Source organism: Microbacterium sp. UFMG61 (assembly GCF_015354505.1).
GTDB lineage: Bacteria > Actinomycetota > Actinomycetes > Actinomycetales > Microbacteriaceae > Microbacterium.
Genome location: NZ_JACAFP010000015.1, coordinates 30,551 through 47,998, shown reverse-complemented (window position 1 = coordinate 47,998; position 17,448 = coordinate 30,551). Strand labels below are relative to the sequence as shown.

Sequence of the window (17,448 nt, the reverse complement as noted above, 5' to 3'; positions counted from 1 at the left end):
CGCCGTGCCTGAGCCTGACGCCACGCGCAAGGCGTTCCCCCCGGTCACCGAGTATATCCGGGGAGTCCGCTCAGCCCCGCCAGCATCCGATGACGTGGTCGTCGACCATTCCGGTCGACTGCATGAGCGCGTACATGGTCGTCGGCCCCACGAAGCGGAACCCTCGTCGTCGCAGTTCTGTGCTCATGGCCGTCGACTCGGGCGTGACGGGCGGGACGTCGGACAGCGTCGCGGGCCGCGCGCCGGGCACGGGCGCGAAGGACCACATCAGCTCGTCGAGCTCGCCGTCGGCCATCGTGCGGACGATGCGCGCATTGTCGATCGTCGCCTCGATCTTCGCGCGGTTGCGGATGATGCCGGCATCGGTCATGAGCCGCTCGACGTCGCTCTCGTCGAACTCTGCGACGGCGGCGACGTCGAACCCGGCGAACACCTCGCGGAAGCGCGGCCGCTTGCGCAGGATCGTGATCCACGAGAGCCCGGCCTGGAACCCCTCGAGCGCCATCTTCTCGAACAGGGCCCGATCTCCGTGCAGAGCCGTGCCCCATTCTTCGTCGTGGTAGCGACGATATTCGGCGTCGTCACCCACCCAGGCGCAGCGGGCGCGTTCATCGGGGCCGATGGCAAGGGAGGTCATGCGACCACGTTAGCGACGAGCGCCGACATCGGTCCGGAGAACACAGAACCGCGGACGGGAGCCGAAGCCCCCATCCGCGGATCGCGCGCTGCTCGCCTGCGTCAGGGATCACGCAGGCAGGCGGCTCAGTCCGCGAAGGTCGACCCGTCGATCACGAAGCGGTACCGCACGTCCGACGCCAGCACGCGCTCGTACGCTTCGTTGATCTGCGCGGCCGAGATGACCTCGATCTGCGCGGCGATGCCGTGCTCGGCGCAGAAGTCGAGCATCTCCTGGGTCTCAGCGATGCCGCCGATGTTGGACCCTGCCAGCGAGCGGCGGCCTCCGATCAGCGACGAGACGTTCACCGCGAGCGGCTCGGCCGGAGCGCCGACGCACACCATCGATCCGCCCACGTCGAGCAGTCCCAGGTAGGCGCGCAGGTCGACAGGAGCGCTGACCGTGTTGAGGATGACGTCGAAGGAGTTGCGCAGCGAACGGAACGTGTCGGCATCGCCCGTCGCGTAGTAGTGGTCCGCTCCGAGCCGCAGCCCGTCGTCCTTCTTGTTCAGCGTCTGCGACAGCACGGTCACCTCGGCGCCGAGCGCATGTGCGATCTGCACACCCATGTGTCCGAGACCGCCGAGACCGACGACCGCGACGCGCGAGCCCGGACCCACGTTCCAGTGCCGCAGGGGCGAGTAGGTGGTGATGCCCGCGCACAGCAGCGGCGCAGCCACGTCGAGTGCGAGGGCGTCGGGGATGCGGACGGCGAACGACTCGGTCACGACGACCTGCTCCGAGTAGCCGCCCTGCGTGACCGTGCCGTCGCGGTCGGTGCTGCCGTACGTGAAGATCGCACCGTTCGCGCAGAACTGCTCGTCGCCCTGCAGGCAGCTGCGGCACTCGCCGCACGAGTTGACGAGGCATCCGACACCGACGCGGTCTCCGACGGAGTGCTTCGTGACGTCGGCGCCGACGGCGGCGACGGTTCCGGCGATCTCGTGCCCCGGGGCGAGCGGGTACTGCTGCGGACCCCAGTCACCGCGCACGGTGTGGATGTCGGAGTGGCAGATGCCGGCGAACGCGATGTCGATCAGGATGTCGTTCGGGCCGAGCTCTCGACGCTCGATGACGGTCTTCTCGAGCGGAGCGGCTTCGCTGGGTGCGGCATAGGCGTGGACACGGGTCATCGAAGACTCCTCGGGTCGGTTCGGGTGGGCCAGGTCGACACTACTCGCGCCTGGCTCTGCGACACCTGACCGCACACGAGACGGGCCGGGATCGCACGATCCCGGCCCGTCTCGCCGATGCTGCGGATGCGGCGTCAGCGCTTCGACTTCTTCAGCGTCTTCTCCTGCACCGGTGCCTCTCCGGATGCCGCGAGGTCCGCGTAGTACGCACGGGCCTCGTCCTGGCGCTGCTTCTCGGCACCCGATGCGATGGGCGCTCGCACGTGCTCGGGCTCGTAGCCGAATGCGTCGACGAGGTCGAGGGCGTAGGGCCGCAGGCGCGCGCACAGACGATCGATGTAGCTCGAGACCGCGGCCGCCCGCTGCGTCGAGAGACGCCCGTTGATGAGGTGCCAGGCCAGATGCTTCTCGATGAGCTGCAGACCGAAGAGGTCACGCAGCCACGTGAGCACCTTCTTGGTGTCGGCGTCGTCGACGCGGCGAACGGCATCCGTGAACGCCTCCCACTGCAGCAGCTCGCCGTGCGCCCGCGCCGCCTCGATCAGCTCGGCCTGGTTCTCGTTGAAGAGCCGTGCGCCGAGCACCTTGTCCTTGCCCGCGGGCCGCAGCCGACCGGCGACATCGGCCACCATCTGCTGCACACGCTCGGCGAGCAGCTGGTGCTGCTGCTCCTCGCGCAGGCCGTTCTCGACCGATCGCGAGACCTGGCCGAGATCGACGACGGACTGCCCGAATTGACGCAGCCCCGCGCCGTGGAACACCTTGCCGGCGGTCATCCCCACCGCGAACTTCGCCAGGGCCGCGGCATCCTTGCCGGTGAACTGCTTCGCGTAGTCGGTGAGCAGTCGCTTGCCGACGAGCTGCAGCAGCACGTTGTTGTCGCCCTCGAAGGTCACGTAGATGTCGAGGTCGGCGCGCAGTCCGACCAGGCGGTTCTCGAACATGAAGCCGGCCCCGCCGCAGGCCTCGCGCGCCTCCTGCAGAGTGTCGAGGGCGTGCCAGGTCGACAGCGGCTTGAGCGCCGCGGCCAGGGTCTCGAGATCCTCGCGGTCGGCAGGCGTGTCGATGCGACCGGAGAACACGCCGTCGAACTTCTGCAGGAACTCGTCGTGCGCGAAGATCTGCGCATAGGTCGTCGCGAGACGCGGGAACAGGCGGCGCTGGTGCTTGCCGTAGTCCATGAGCACGACCTCCTGCCCGTCGGCACCGTCGAACTGCCTGCGCTGCGTCGCGTAGGTGATCGCGATCTTCAAGCCGAGGGCGGATGCCCACGAGGCGGCTCCGTCGAGCGAGACGCGACCCTGCACCAGGGTGCCGAGCATCGTGAAGAATCGACGACCGGGGCTGTCGATCGCGCTCGAGTACGAGCCGTCGGCGGCGACGTCGCCGTAGCGGTTCAGCAGGTTGGTGCGCGGGATGCGCACGTGGTCGAACGACAGCCGGCCGTTGTCGATGCCGTTGAGCCCACCCTTCAGGCCGTCGTCCTCGCGGCCGATGCCGGGAAGATCGATGCCGTCGTCGCCGCGCAGCGGCACGTAGAAGCAGTGAACGCCGTGGTTGACGCCGTTCGTGATCAGCTGGGCGAACACCGTCGCCGCGACACCGTGCAGCGCCGCGTTGCCGAGGTACTCCTTGGTCGCTCCCCGGAACGGCGTGTTGACCACGAACTCCTCGGTCTCGGGATCGTAGGTCGCCGTGGTCCCCACAGCCGCGACGTCGGATCCGTGCCCGATCTCGGTCATCGCGAAGGCGCCGGGGATCGAGAGGTCCATGACGCCGGGCAGCCACTTCTCGTGGTGCTCGGCCGTGCCCAGCTGCAGGATCGCCGAGCCGAAGAGCCCCCACTGCACGCCCGACTTGATCTGGAGGCTGGGGTCGGCGACGACGAGCTCCTCGAACCCCGCGATGTTCGCGCCGTTGTTCTCCTCGCCGCCGAGCGACTTCGGGAACGCGCGATGCACGGCCTTGTTCTCGACGAGCAGGTGCAGCTGGCTCAGCACCCGCTCGCGATGCTCGTCTTTGCCGAGCGCATCGTCTCGCCAGAACGCGGAGTCCTTGATGAGCTCGCGTGCGTCACGACGGGTGTCGGCCCAGGTGCCCAGCAGCAGATCGGTGATCCGAGCGACATCGACCTGCAGTGCGGCATCGGTGGCGTGAGGAGAACCGAGAGCGGGACTCGACTTCGGACGGACGGCGGCGTCGACCATGTGCATTCCTCTCGAGGAGAAGTAGGGATGCTGTCATGGTAGATCTGCGACAATCGAGAAGGAACTCGCCTGTGGGCATCCTCCAACCGCTTCCGGCGGCGTCGCCGCACCCGATTGTCGTCAGGCCACAGTCCCCGGCGGTGCGCCGCCCGCCGTCGGATTCTTCGCGGCATTCCATCGCCGCACCGTGCCCGCGCTCAGCCGCGACCACGTGCGATCGCGGATGAAGATCGAGTCGATCGCGATCATGGTGAGCGAGAACCAGGGCAGGCCCATCAGCACGGCGATGCCGATGTGGAACGACAGGATGCCGAGCAGACCGAGCAGCCGAGTGGGCCGCGTCAGCAGCATGAGCGGGAACGCGACCTGGAGGATGATCGACCCCCAGCTCGCCGCCACGACCATCGGCCCCCACGCGGTGACCAGATCGCTCAGCACCGGCCAGGTACCGAAGCGAGCCGTCTGCAGCGGGTTGTAGACGGCGTATCCCTCTTTCCAGGGTTCACCACCGGCCTTGTACAGGGCACCCGAGGCATACACAAAGCACACCTGCGCAGTGAGGGCGACGAGGGCGAGGTTGTGGAACATGGTGCCCAGCAGCGCCGGCTGGCTCGTCGGCGGGAACCACTCGCCGCTCTTGGCCCGCCGCTTCGCATCGAGCGACCACCGCGCCGCGGGGTCGGCGAAGAGGAGCAGCAGCAGAGCGATGCGGAACATGTTGTCGCCCTGGTCGCCGACCATGTCGTTGGCCTCGATGAAGCCGACCCACAGGCAGAAGAAGACCGGAAGCACGATGCGGAACCGCCAGCCGAGCACGAACAGCACCGCGAGCACGCCCAGCAGCAGATAGAGGGCGGTGTAGAGGACGTCGTTGCCCATCGCCGCATGGAAGGCGCTGAAGAGCCAGATCTTCGGGAAGTCGCTGACGGGCTCGGCCATCTCGCCGTTCCACGCCGAGCCGGAACCGAACGTGTACAGACGAGTGGCGAAGTTCGATGCCAGCAGTCCGATCGCGGTGAGTCCGAACAGGATGCGGGTGACGGCGAGGCCATACAGGGCTTTCTTGCCGTTGAAGAGCCAGTCGCCGATGAACGCCGAGATCCTGTCGATCGCGGAGATCACCATGGCCCAGAGTCCGCCGATCATCGACGACACGAACGTGAGGACGCGAGCGGGCAGCGATGCGGGCGGTGTCGACGGGGCGGGCTGCGACGTCGGAGCCGTGGTCTCGTCCGGTGCCGTGGTCTTCGCCGCGCTCTTCGGCGCGCTCTTCGCCGCGGTCTTCACCGGCGCGCTCACGGCTGGATCCTCTCGAACTGACTCCGGAAGGTGTTCGCGAAGTTCTCGCGACTCTGCCCTTCCTCTTCTATAGGCGAACGCCATCCCGTGGTCGAGAAGGTCGGATCCGGGCGCTGCGCACCGGGGTCGTTCCGTTCCGCGTAGGGCACCACGTTCTGCCGGCTGACGCGGTACTGCACCTTGATCACGGCATCCGATCCCCAGATCGCGTAGGCGACCTGCGTCGCATACGCGGTGGAGAGGTGCTCCTCGGCCATGTACGCCTCGGTCGACGGGTTCTCGCCCTCGAGCTCATCGAAGGAGCGGACCATCCAGTCCTCCCACCCGTCCTCGGTGAAGTCGAGCGCGGCGACCGCCTGCTGCTGGTCGTTCAGCTTGTTGAAGGCACCCATCTGTCCGCTCGCGACCTCGCTCGACTGGATGCCGGCGCGCGGCGGGAAGAGGTTGTAGCGGATCATCGAGAGCTCGACGTCGGTCGCGCTGACCCATCCGGTCTCGACCTCCTCGCCGTCCTTCTCGATCACCGCGCGGACGTTGAAGTGGTAGTCGCCGTTGATGGGCTCAGGCGCGAACACGCTCCACGACTGACCGAACATCGGCAGCATGTAGCCGGCGAGCACCTGCTGCGTGGGGATCTCGCGCAGCGCGGAGTACGGTGCGATCCACAGGAAGGAGGCCCCGATGTGCCACAGCGTCAGCAGACAGGCCGCGAAGGCGATGAGCTTGACCCACCACGTGGGGCGGGTCCGCGGTGGGGCTGCCGCGGGGGGATTCTCGTCCTGTGCGTCCGGTGACGCCTCGGTCATCGTGCTCATTCCCATACCTTCTCATCACTGAAGGTCGGGACCGCCGCATTGACGGCCCCGACCTCTCAGCGTTTCCTACTCGATGCTCACTCGGTGTCGACGAGAGGACGCCGGGTGCGAGCGACCCGCATCGCTCCCAGACCGAACATGAGCAGCAGCGCCGCGAGTGCGATCCATCCGCCCTGCACCTCTCCACCCGTGGTGGCGAGGCCCGTCGCGACCACCTGGAACGTCGTCGCGATGCTGCCGGACGTGGGTCCGGTGAGCGTCACGGTGTGCGTTCCGAGGTCATAGTCGGCCGGGATCGTCCAGGTGAAGGTGACCGTACCCTGCGCGTTCGCCACCTGCGTGCCGAGTGCGATCGGGGCGGAGGTCATCACACCGGTGACCACCTCTCCCGGCCGGAAGCCGGTGCCGATCGCGGTCTGCTTCTCACCGCGCTCGATCACAGGAACCAGGACGCGGATGCCGAGCTGCTGCTCCGGGTCGGCCCCGGCGTCCGCGGATGCGGACGCCTCAGCCGTCGCGGAGGCGGAAGCCTCAGCCGTCGCTGCCGAGGAAGCCTCAGCCGTCGCTGCCGAGGATGCCTCGGCCGCCGCTTCCGCCGAGGCGTCAGCCGCCGCCGTCGCGGAGGCCGTCGCCGACGCCGAGGCGTTGGCGGCCGCTGCCGCGGAGGCGTTCGGGTCGGCATCGGCCGAGCCCGACGAATCCGCCGCGCTGGTCGAGGTCGCGTCGTTCTGCGCCGCCGCCTGAGCCGCCGCCTGAGCCGCCGCGGCCGCCGAGGCGTTCGCGTCGGTCGTCGCCGTCGACGAGGCGTCCGTGGATGCGTCATCGGTCGCTGCGGCCTGCGCTGCCGCGTTCGCGGTGACGTCAGCCGCGGCCGAGGCCGAGCTGGTCGCGTCCGCGAGAGCCGCCGCTTCCGCCGCGGCCTGGGCCGAGGCGTTGCTGTCGTCATCCGCCTGAGCCGATGCCGCCGCCGAGGCCGAGGCGTTGGTGTCGGCCTGTGCTGCGGCCGCCGCCTCGCTCGAGGCATCCGTAGACGCGTTCGCGATCGCTGCCGCATCCGCCGCCGACGAGGCGTTCGCGTTGGCGACTGCCGAGGCCTGAGCTGCGGTGTCGTCGGACGCATCCGCCTGTGCCGCCGCCTGCGCAGCCACTGCCGCGTTGGCGTTGGCCGCCGAGGTGGCGTCAGCCGTGGCCGTCGCCGAGGACGTGGCCGTGGCCGCGGACTGCGCAGCCGCTTCGGCCGACGGGTCGGCTGCCGCCGAGCCCTCGGACGTCGCGTCGGCGAAGGCCGCTGCCTGCGCAGAGGCTTCCGCGACTGCCGCGGTGGTGGCATCGGCGTTCGCGGAGGCGGATGCCGAAGCAGCCGCATTCGTGTTCGTCGAGGCGTCCGCCGAAGCGTCGTCGCTCGAGTTCGCCACGGCTGCAGCCTGTGCTGCGGTCGAGGAGTTCGCGTCGGCGACGGCCGAGGCCGAGACGTTCGTGCCATCCGAGGCGTCGGCCTGAGCCGCAGCCTGAGCGGCCGCCGCAGCCTGCGCGTTCGCATCCGAAGTCGAGGTCGTCGACGCATCCGACGATGCCGCCGTCAGTGCCGCTGCCTCAGCCGCCGATTCGGCGCTCGCATCTGCCGCAGCCGACGCGGTCGACGTGGCGTCGGCGAAGGCCGCAGCCTCAGCCGCCGCCTGCGCGGACGGATCCCCGTCTGCGGTGGCGTCGGCGGACGCGGATGCCGAGGCGGCCGCGTTCGTGTTGGACGAGGCCTCAGACGAGGCATCCGTGGACGAATCGCTCGTCGCCGCCGACTCCGACGATGCCGCGGAGTTGGCGTCCGCCGCCGTCGATGCCGAGGCGTTCGCGTCGTCCGACGCATCGGCCTGAGCCGCAGCCTGCGCCGCGACCGCCGCAGAGGCGTTCACGTCGGAGGTGGCGTCGGCCGAGACCGCGGTCGAGGCGTCGGGCGTGGCCGCCGCCTCTGCCGCTGCCGTCGCGTCTGCGGTCGCCGCCGCCGAGGCGGACGACGTCGCGTCGGCGAGAGCCGCAGCTTCGGCTGCCGCCTGTGCGGAGGGGTCTCCGTCAGCGGTCGCATCTGCCGAGGCGGATGCCGAAGCGGCCGCGTTCGTGTTGACGTCGCCCGGGTCGCCGGCCGTCACCTCGGTGGTGTCGGTCGCCGTGATCGCGCCGGCGGTGGCCGTGATCGTGTAGCCGGTGGCGGGCGTCGCATCCGCGGGCACGGCATACACCGTCGCGAAGGCTCCGAATCCATCCGTCGTCACGTCGACAGGACCGCCGACGTCTGCTCCGCCGCCGGGGGCGGTCAGCTGCAGCGTCACGGTGGAGTTGATCGGCCAGCCCGAACCCGTCACCGACAGGTTGGTGCCCGCAGGAACCGACTCGGCCGCATCGACGACGACCGCGGCCGCTGTGACCTCGGTGGTGTCGGTCGCGGTCTGCGTGCCCGCCGAAGCCGTCACGGTGTAACCCGTTCCCGCCGGCGTTCCGGCCGGAACCGGGTAGCCGAGCGTGAAGGCACCGAGAGCTCCGGTCGTCACGGTCTCAGGACCACCGATGGCCTCTCCGCCAGGGGCGGTGAGCTGCACGGTGATCAGCGTGTTGGCGGGCCAATTCGCACCCGTCACCGTCAGATCGGTGCCGGCCTCGACCGTGTCCGCGGCATCCACTGTCGCGGCTGCCGTGATCTCCGTCGTGTCGGTCGCGGTCTGCGTTCCGGCGGTCGCGGTCACGGTGTAGCCCGTGCCCGGCTCGGCGTCGGCCGGAACCGGGTAGTTCAGCGTGAAGCCGCCCGTTCCGTCGGTCGTGACCGTTTCCGGACCACCGACCGTCGCACCACCGGGAGCGGTGAGCTGCACCGTGATCTCGGTGTTCGCGGGCCAGTTCGCACCCGTGATCGGCAGATCCGCGCCGGCCTGAGCCGTGTCCGCAGCATCCACTGTCGCGGCTGCCGTGATCTCCGTCGTGTCGGTCGCGGTCTGCGTTCCGGCGGTCGCGGTCACGGTGTATCCCGTGCCCGGCTCGGCGTTCGCAGGAACCGGGTAGTTCAGCGTGAAGCCGCCCGCACCGTCGGTCGTGACCGTCTCCGGACCACCGACAGTCGCGCCACCGGGAGCGGTGAGCTGCACCGTGATCTCGGTGTTCGCGGGCCAGTTCGCACCCGTGATCGGCAGGTCGGTTCCAGCCTGAGCCTCGTCCGCAGCATCCACCGATGCCGCCGCCGTGACCTCGGTCGTGTCGATCGCCGACTGCGCACCCGCCGTCGCCGTCATCACGTAACCGGTGCCGGGAACCGCGGAGGCAGGCACCGGGTAGTCGAAGGTGAAGGCGCCGGTGCCGTCGGTCGTGACCGTCTCGGGCCCGCCGACGTTCTCACCGGTGCCGGGAGCGGTCAGCTGCAACGTGACCTGCGTGGCTGCAGGCCAGGTGTTGCCGCTCACCGCCAGGTCCGTGCCCGCCTGGACCGTGTCGGCCGCATCCACGACCGGCACCGGCGCAGCCGTCACCTCTGTCGTGTCCGTCGCGGTCTGCGGACCCACGTTCGCGGTCACGGTGTAGCCGGTCGCAGCGGGGGTACCTGCGGGAACCGGATAGTCGAGCGTGAACACACCGGTGCCGTCGGTCGTCGCCGTCTCCGGCCCGCCGATCGCGCCGCCGCCGGGAGCCGTCAGCTGCACCGTCACGACGGTGTTCGCCGGCCAGTTCGCTCCGATGACTGCCAGATCGGTGCCCGCCTGCACCGCAGGAGCCGCATCGATCGTGGCGGCTGCGGTGATCTCGGTGGTGTCGGTCGCCGACTGTGCTTCGGCCGTCGCGGTCACGGTGTATCCCGTGCCCGGCTCGGCGTTCGCAGGAACCGGGTAGTTCAGTGTGAAGCCACCCGCACCGTCGGTCGTGACCGTCTCCGGTCCACCGACAGTCGCGCCACCGGGAGCCGTGAGCTGCACCGTGATCTCGGTGTTCGCGGGCCAGTTCGCACCCGTGATCGGCAGATCGGTTCCGGCCTGAGCCGTGTCCGCGGCGTCCACCGCCACGGCGGGGGTCACCTCGGTCGTGTCGATCGCCGACTGCGCACCCGCCGTCGCCGTCAACACGTAACCGGTGCCGGGAACCGCGGATGCCGGGACCGGGTAGCCGGTCGTGAAGGCGCCGGTGCCGTCGGTCGTGACCGTCACGGGACCGCCGACGTCTTCACCGGTGCCGGGAGCCGTCAGCTGCAGCGTGACGTCGGTGTTCGCCGGCCACGTGTCACCGCTGACCGCGAGATCGGTTCCGGCCTGCACGGTGTCGGAGGCATCCACCACCGGCACCGGCGCAGCCGTCACCTCTGTCGTGTCCGTCGCCGTCTGTGCGCCAGCGGTGGCCGTCACCGTGTAACCGGGCGCAGCGGGGGTTCCGGCCGGTACGGGATAAGCGAGAGTGAAGGTGCCGAACCCGTCGGTCGTCGCGGTCTCGGGACCGCCGATCGCACCTCCGCCGGGGGCGGTGAGCTGCACTGCGACGCTGGAGTTCGCGGGCCAGTTCGCGCCGGTCACCGCAAGATCCGTGCCCTGCTGCACAGCAGGTGCGGCATCGATCGTCGCAGCCGCGGTGACCTCCGTCGTGTCGGTCGCCGAGATCGCACCAGCCGTCGCCGTCACGGTGTAGCCCGTGCCGGGAGTCGTGGCCGCCGGGATGAAGAAGCCTGTGGTGAAAGCGCCGCTGCCGTCGGTCGTCACGACCACGGGGTCGTTGACGACTGCGCCGCCAGGAGCCGTGACCGCGATCGAGACGTCGGTGTTCGCGGGCCAGCCCGAGCCCGTCACGGGCAGGTTCGTACCCGCGGGAACGGTGTCTGCCGCGTCGACCGCGGGAACCGCGGCAGCAAGTTCGTTGGGCCCGGCTTGCGCATGCGCGAGGACCACGGTTGCTACGCCGCCGGCGCCCAGCACATCTCCTATGCCCAGAACGAAGGCTTCTTGGCTGTAAACAGGTCCGCTCTCAGGCTGGACATTTCCCCTGAGCGACACGACGCCGTTCAACAGGTCGACGACAGGGTCGAGGGCGAGAACGATCCCGCCGACCGCAGTTGTCACCGTCGGAATGACGGTTGAGATCACACCGGTGTCGCCGAAGAGCGTGTCCACGATGGGTCCGGTCAGCGCGGCGATAAGAGTGCCCACCGGGATCGTGATCGGCACGGCCGGCACCTTGATTGTGATGGCGGCGTTCACATCGTCCGGATTGTTCAGGATGGTCCCCAAGGTCTGGTTGGGAACCGAAATCTGGATGCCGACTCCGAGATCTGGGAAACCTGTCGTGCACGTCGGGCCGGTCCCGACGACGCACACCGCCACGTTGACGTTCAGGATTGCAGCGTCGAGAGTCTCGGTCAGAGTGTTCTCTACGAGATCAGGGACCGTATCGAGCACTGCTCCAACTCGCTGGATCAGGTTGTTGAGCACGTCTGCCGACAGGACCTCCTCATTCACCTCGAGGTCGTTGAGGCCGTGACCGGTGGTGTCCGCGAGCAGCGCGTCGAGATCGACCTCGACCGCCCCCGTTCGCAGATTGACGGTCACCACGCCGTCACCCACCGGCGTGTCAAGAATGCCGTTCAATGCGCCAGCGATATCCGTCGTGATCGCGATATTCACGCCACTGTTGCCGAGGATGGGGCCAGGCAGTCCTGGGATCGCAGAGAGCGCCTGGGCAAGGAGACCGTTCGGGCCCACGAGAGTCCCGACCGCAGTGTCGACCGTCGCGGCGACTCCGCCTGCGCCGGTCAGGGTGTCTTCCAGTTCTGCGACGGCAGGAAGCGTCAGGGTGAGTCCACCCCCGGCGACGTTGTATTCACGCGTCACCACGCCCGCACCATCGAGCGCCACTTCGGCACTGATCGCCTCAAGCGAGATGTCGAGATCCGCAACGGCGTCAGTGACGGTGGCACCGAGGAGACCCTCGAGGTTCAGCGAGGCGTTCGCGGGGTAGTCCCCCGTGCCCGTCGTATCGACGACGCCCGCATCGCTGACAGCGCCGGTCGCTGCCCGCGAGACACCCGCGTCAGAGGACTGCGAGTACTGGTTCACCGCCCCGAGCTCGAGGAACCCGCCGAGGGGCACGCTCAGGCCGCCGGGAACCGTGACATTCAGGGCGTTCAACGCGGTGAGGTCGAGCGACCCGGATTCCGTCTCAGGCGTCGGAACCCCGCTGTTGCTCGTGGCGACGCCTTGAAGCTCGGCGATATCGTCGAGCGCCACGTTATCGAGCAGAAGACTTCCGCCCAGGAACTGCGAACTCGATGCCGATTGGTCCCCGGGAGCGGCATTCGCCGCCGATGGGATCAATGCACTCGCGAGGACGACCGCGGCTGCCGTAGCCCCCGCGATTCCCCCTCCGATGGCTCTGCGCGTGCGCAGAGTCTTCCCCTCCATGTTGCCCATTCGCCTCTCCTGTGATGCAGATATTCCGCGTCATAGGCCCTCCCCAGGTGTCGACGACTTCATCGACAGAGCGCATGTGGGGACAGTATTGCCGTTTCTCACGGCGTAAGTCCAGGTTTTGTCTTAAGGGGGCGCGTCATAGAGAGACGTTTTGAGACATTCTGCAACTTGACTGTGCGTTCAATCAACTTAACGTCGAGCTGAATGCGTGTTCAACCAACAGAATGCTCAAGGCGATCTCGTTGCTGCTCGTCGGCGTGTCGCGCTTCGCGCTTCTGGCGAGTGCGCCCGGCACACGGGAGTCCCACACATGTGTCCCGACACGCAGAACGCCCCGCAGGAGTGAACCTGCGGGGCGTTCGAGAAGGCAGCCGAGACGACTGCCGGAGCAGCGCTAGAGAGTCAGACCGTGGCCGAACCGGAACAGCGGATCGGCGGTGTCGAAGGGCACATCCGGGCGCGATGCCTCGACGGCGGACATCGATCGCGGCAGGTCGAACGGCAGCCGACCTCCGGCGGTCGCCCGACCGCTGAGGACATCGAGCAACGCAGCGCCGGATGCACCCCAGTTGACCGTGACCGCAGCAGCAGCATCCGTCATCGGCTCGAGGATCGGCGGACGGTCTGCCAGGACATCGACGACCGTGGGCACGACGCCGGCGACCTCGCGGACATGGTCGATGACATCAGCCGGAAAGTCGAGAGAGCCCGCGTGGAAGAAGTTCTCGAAGGTCGTCGCGCGCTGCTCGAAGGGAGCATGCAGGCGGATGATCGCGAGGTCGGCCTCAGCCGGCGTTGCGACGAGATCGCCATACGACGCCGCGACCTCGGCATCGATGCCCTCGACGTAGAGCTTGGTCGCCGCCGCGAACGGCAGCGCGCCGTCGTTCGTCAGCACGGTGATCGATGCCCGCTGCGCCGCGTCGCCCGCAGCCCGGAAGTCGGCCCGACCGACCACGGCGTCTGCGGCATCCTCGTCGACGAACGGGTTCTCGAAGAGCCCGAGCTCGAACTTCTCGCGCAGGATGCGTCGGGCCGAGACGTCGAGGCGCGCCTCCGAGACCGAGCCGTCGGCGACGAGTGCGACGAGCATCTCGGGGCAGTCCTCACCGCCGAACTGGTCGGCGCCCGCGTCGAGCACCTTGAGCATCCGCTCGCGCGGCGTCAGATCCTCGACGCCCCACGCACGCGCAGGGAAGGGCTGGCCGAAGATCTCCGCATCGTTGATCAGGCCCCAGTCCGTGCACACGAGTCCGTCGAACCCGAAGCGCTCGCGCAGCAGGCCCGTGATGACCGAGCGGTTGAAGCCGAAGCCGACCTCTTCGTACTCCGTGCCGACGGGCATGCCGTAGTACGGCATCATCTGGCGAGTGCCCGCCGCGATGGCATCCTCGAACGGCTTGAGGTGCAACTCGAACTGACCACCGGGGTACACCTGCTCGCGCCCGTAGGGGAAGTGCGGATCCTCGCCGTCCTTCTGCGGTCCGCCGCCCGGGAAGTGCTTCGTCATGGTCGACACCGACCCGGCGCCGAACGACCCGCCCTGGAACCCACGGATATATGCCGCTCCGAGAATGCCCGCCAGCTCGGCGTCCTCCCCGAACGTCGCTGTCTGCCGGGCCCAGCGCGATTCGGTGGCCAGATCGACCTGCGGATGCAGCGCGACGCGCAGGCCCACCGCCGTATATTCCTGACGAGCGATATCCGCGAAGCGCTCGACCAGTTCGGGGTCGCGCGTCGCCGCGAGGCCCAGAGTCTCGGGCCACTGCGAGAACGGCCCCGCCAGGATCGACGCACCGGGGTTCTCGCTGAACGAGTGCCGCGGGTCAGTCGAGAGCGTGACGGGGATGCCGAGACGAGTGGAAGCGGCGAGCCGCTGAAGAGCGTTCTGCCACGCGGCGATCTCGCGACCTGTGGGCGCTGCGCCCAACAGGTTGAAGTGATTCATCTTCTTGACGTCGATGAAGTCGCGGGCGCTCGGCGTCGCGAACGTCGGGTTCTTCTCGTCGAGATCGCCGATCGCGATCATCGTGTGGAAGAACAGCCCGGCCTTCTCCTCGACGGTCATCTCGTCGAGGAGAAGCTGCACGCGGTCGTCGATCGGCAGAGACGCGTCGAGCCAGGGACGCTCGGATGCCGTGGGCGATGTCGTCACGTCTGCCATGGTCACTTGACTCCCTTGATGCGGTAGACGAGCACGGCCCCCGCGAGCGCGACGAGCGCCCCGAACAGGTACCAGGTGGTGTAGCCGCCGAGCGGCGTGGCGGCGCCGATCGCGATGATGCTCGGCGCGATCGCGGGAGCGATCGACTGCGGGAGGGCGTTGGCGATATTGAGCACGCCGAGGTCCTTCGCCACGTCGTCGGGATTGGGGAGCACCTCGGTGGCCAGGGCGAGGTCGACGGACAGGAACGACCCGGCTCCGAGGCCGATGATGGCCTGAGCGACGATGACGACGGCGATCGACGGAGCGAGGGCGAGGATCACGAGCCCGACCACCATGATCACTCCGGCGATCGCGACAAAGGGGCGACGCTTGCCGATCTTGTCGGACAGGAAGCCGCCGAGCGGGGCAGAGATCGCCATGGCGGCCATCGACGCGAGGTTCGCGACGAGGATCGTGCCGACGGCGCCCTGCTCGTCGAGCTCGAACTTGTTGACGAGGTACAGCGGAAGGAAAGTCGCGATGCCGGCGTAGCCGAACATCACGAAGAATTTGGTCAGCCAGGTCCACCCGAAGTCAGGGTGCTTGCGGGGGTTGAAGACGAACGAGCCGAAGAACGTGCCGATCGTGAACCGCGTGGCCGGCTTCTCGGTGAGGCGGCGGTCCTTGAGCGTCAGCACGAACACGACTACCAGGATCAGCGCGATCGCGCCCGGCACGACGAATCGCTCGAAGTCGCCGGGGAGGAAGTTCACGATGAAGCTTCCGGCGAGGATGCCGATGGGGGTGGTGATGCCGATGATGCCCGAGACCTTGCCGCGGCTGGACACGGGGACCTGGTCGGGCAGGGTCGCGTTGGCAGCGGCGAGCACGGCGTTCATGGACGCCTGCACGAGGCACCAGGCCAGCATGACGACGAACACAGAGGTCGCGGCGCCGATGATGGCGAAGCCGCCGAGACCGACGATCGCCCCGCCGAGGATCCACGGCCGACGCATGCCCCACTTGGAGGTGGTGCGGTCGGAGAGACGGCCCACCAGCGGGTTCGCGATGAGCGCGAAGGCGGCGCCCACACCCATGACGAGGCCGAGACTGCCCTCGGTGTTCACCGGGTCGAGGCGCTGGATCTTGAACGCCATCGACACCATCACCGGGGTGAGGAGCGCCAGGTAGACGCCGAAGTTCACGGCGGCAAGTCCGGGCGTGTAGCCGCGCGGCGTCTTGCGGGGTGTGGTGCCGGGGGCTTTGAAGCCGGTCGTTCCGACGGCCGCCGCGGTGGCGGCCGATGACAGCTCTGTCATGGGGGGTCCTTTCGGGCAAAGGTGCACCGGTCCTCCGCGACTCGGCGTCGAGAGATGACGATACACGAATCTCGACCGGTTGGTAAGTGAATGTCTACCGATTGGTAATGAGAGAGAATGGGACGGAAAGGGGCGGCGATGACGACAGTGGCGACAGGCTCCCGTCAGGCGCGCGCGGCCGAGACCCGTCAGCGCATCGTGGACGCTGCCCGCGAGCTCTTCATCTCGAACGGCTACCGGTCGACGTCTCTGCGCGACATCGCGGCGGCGGCCTCGGTCAGCCACCCCGGCCTCCTCGGCCACTTCGCGTCGAAGGACGATCTTCTCGCCGAGGTCGTCGCGGGCTTCGAAGCCGACGACGAGAAGGACTTCGACCTGATCGCCGCGGCATCGGAGCCCGGCGGGCTGATCTTCGCGGACGTCGCGCGCCGCAACGCCCGCACACCGGGCTACCTCGAACTCTTCGCCGCGCTCACCGGCGAGGCCTCAGCCCTCGAGCATCCCGCCCACGAGCGGATGCAGGCACGGTACGCACGCCTGCGGTCGCTGAGTTCCGAGGTCCTCGAGGATGCGGCGCTGCACGGTTCCGTCGACTCCGACCGAGACGTGTCGGCGGAGACGACTCGCCACATGGCCGGCTGGGACGGTCTCCAGCTGATCTCGCAGTACCTCCCCGACCGCGTCGACGTCGTGGACATGCTCGAGGAGCGCGAGTCGCTCTGGGCGATGCCGTTCGGCTGGCGCGATCCCGACCAGCCCTCTCCTGCCGCGGAGTCCGCGGGCCCGCTGCCCGCGCTCGACGGCACGACCGTCGACGGAGCCCCGGAGAGCGATCCCGGTTATGCCGTCGGGCGACGACGGCGAGCGCAGATCCTCGCCGATGCGATGCGACTCTTCTCCCGCGCCGGCTACGGTGACACGAGCCTGCGCGACATCGCTGAGGCCGTCGGGGTGTCGAAGTCGACATTGCTGCACCACTATGCCTCGAAGGAGCTGCTGCTCAGTGCCGTGCTCTCGGAGCGCGACCGGTCGATCCAGGAGCGCACGAATGCTCACCGGGAGGAGCGAGCCGCCGACGTGCTCCGCGCCATCCACCGGGGCGCCCTCGTGAATGCCCTCGACGAACCGGGGCTGATCGAGGTCTACGCGGTGCTCTCGTGCGAGGCCGTGCCCGCGGGCCATCCCGCCCACGAGTACTTCACCGAGCGGTTCCGAAAGGTGATCGACCATTTCGCGGAGCTGTTCCGGCTCGCGCAGGTCGACGGGGACCTTCCCGATCACCGCGATCCCGAGCACGAGGCCGTCTGGCTTCTCGCGCTGTGGGACGGACTGCAGTATCAGTGGCTGTACGACCGTGAGACCATCGACGTCGCGGCGCATCTGAGCGCGCACCTCGCCGACGTGCTCCCCCGAGTGTGAGCGACGCCA

9 protein-coding genes are annotated in these 17,448 nt (G+C 68.6%); 1 reads left to right on the top strand and 8 read right to left on the bottom strand.

Going from position 1 to position 17,448, the window contains the following annotated elements:
- Nucleotides 1–70: 70 nt before the first annotated feature.
- From IXW21_RS16360 to IXW21_RS16325, 8 genes are all read right to left on the bottom strand, one after another.
- Nucleotides 71–637, bottom strand: coding sequence for a DNA-3-methyladenine glycosylase I (locus IXW21_RS16360; protein WP_194765306.1), 567 nt, complete (start codon nucleotides 635–637; stop codon nucleotides 71–73).
- 125 nt (nucleotides 638–762) lie between these two features.
- Nucleotides 763–1,809, bottom strand: coding sequence for an NAD(P)-dependent alcohol dehydrogenase (locus IXW21_RS16355; RefSeq protein ID WP_194765305.1), 1,047 nt, complete (start codon nucleotides 1,807–1,809; stop codon nucleotides 763–765).
- A 134-nt stretch (nucleotides 1,810–1,943) separates the two neighbouring features.
- Entirely contained in the window at nucleotides 1,944–4,016 is a 2,073-nt protein-coding gene (locus IXW21_RS16350) for an acyl-CoA dehydrogenase (protein WP_194765304.1), read from the bottom strand.
- Between the two features lie 120 nt (nucleotides 4,017–4,136).
- Entirely contained in the window at nucleotides 4,137–5,315 is a 1,179-nt protein-coding gene (locus IXW21_RS16345) for an HTTM domain-containing protein (RefSeq protein WP_194765303.1), read from the bottom strand.
- Nucleotides 5,312–6,130: a DUF5819 family protein gene (locus tag IXW21_RS16340; RefSeq protein ID WP_194765302.1), complete on the bottom strand. Its 819-nt coding sequence runs from the start codon at nucleotides 6,128–6,130 to the stop codon at nucleotides 5,312–5,314. Before IXW21_RS16340 ends, IXW21_RS16345 begins: the two co-directional genes overlap by 4 nt.
- A 77-nt stretch (nucleotides 6,131–6,207) precedes the next feature.
- Nucleotides 6,208–12,546, bottom strand: coding sequence for a choice-of-anchor G family protein (locus IXW21_RS16335; protein ID WP_228528676.1), 6,339 nt, complete (start codon nucleotides 12,544–12,546; stop codon nucleotides 6,208–6,210).
- A 403-nt stretch (nucleotides 12,547–12,949) separates the two neighbouring features.
- Nucleotides 12,950–14,719, bottom strand: a complete 1,770-nt coding sequence (locus IXW21_RS16330; RefSeq protein ID WP_194765311.1) for a glycoside hydrolase family 3 protein — start codon at nucleotides 14,717–14,719, stop codon at nucleotides 12,950–12,952.
- Nucleotides 14,720–14,721: 2 nt separating this feature from the next.
- Nucleotides 14,722–16,020, bottom strand: a complete 1,299-nt coding sequence (locus IXW21_RS16325; protein WP_194765300.1) for an MFS transporter — start codon at nucleotides 16,018–16,020, stop codon at nucleotides 14,722–14,724.
- A 138-nt stretch (nucleotides 16,021–16,158) separates the two neighbouring features.
- Here IXW21_RS16325 and IXW21_RS16320 point away from each other — a divergent pair, with 138 nt between their 5' ends.
- Nucleotides 16,159–17,439, top strand: coding sequence for a TetR/AcrR family transcriptional regulator (locus tag IXW21_RS16320; RefSeq protein WP_194765299.1), 1,281 nt, complete (start codon nucleotides 16,159–16,161; stop codon nucleotides 17,437–17,439).
- Nucleotides 17,440–17,448: the final 9 nt, after the last annotated feature.

What these genes read in the sequence shown, in the direction of transcription:
- IXW21_RS16360 (WP_194765306.1), bottom strand. Translation starts at nt 637, where the DNA reads ATGACCTCCCTTGCCATCGGCCCCGATGAACGCGCCCGCTGCGCCTGG.
- IXW21_RS16355 (WP_194765305.1), bottom strand. Translation starts at nt 1,809, where the DNA reads ATGACCCGTGTCCACGCCTATGCCGCACCCAGCGAAGCCGCTCCGCTC.
- IXW21_RS16350 (WP_194765304.1), bottom strand. Translation starts at nt 4,016, where the DNA reads ATGGTCGACGCCGCCGTCCGTCCGAAGTCGAGTCCCGCTCTCGGTTCT.
- IXW21_RS16340 (WP_194765302.1), bottom strand. Translation starts at nt 6,130, where the DNA reads ATGAGCACGATGACCGAGGCGTCACCGGACGCACAGGACGAGAATCCC.
- IXW21_RS16335 (WP_228528676.1), bottom strand. Translation starts at nt 12,546, where the DNA reads ATGGAGGGGAAGACTCTGCGCACGCGCAGAGCCATCGGAGGGGGAATC.
- IXW21_RS16330 (WP_194765311.1), bottom strand. Translation starts at nt 14,719, where the DNA reads ATGGCAGACGTGACGACATCGCCCACGGCATCCGAGCGTCCCTGGCTC.
- IXW21_RS16325 (WP_194765300.1), bottom strand. Translation starts at nt 16,020, where the DNA reads ATGACAGAGCTGTCATCGGCCGCCACCGCGGCGGCCGTCGGAACGACC.
- IXW21_RS16320 (WP_194765299.1), top strand. Translation starts at nt 16,159, where the DNA reads ATGACGACAGTGGCGACAGGCTCCCGTCAGGCGCGCGCGGCCGAGACC.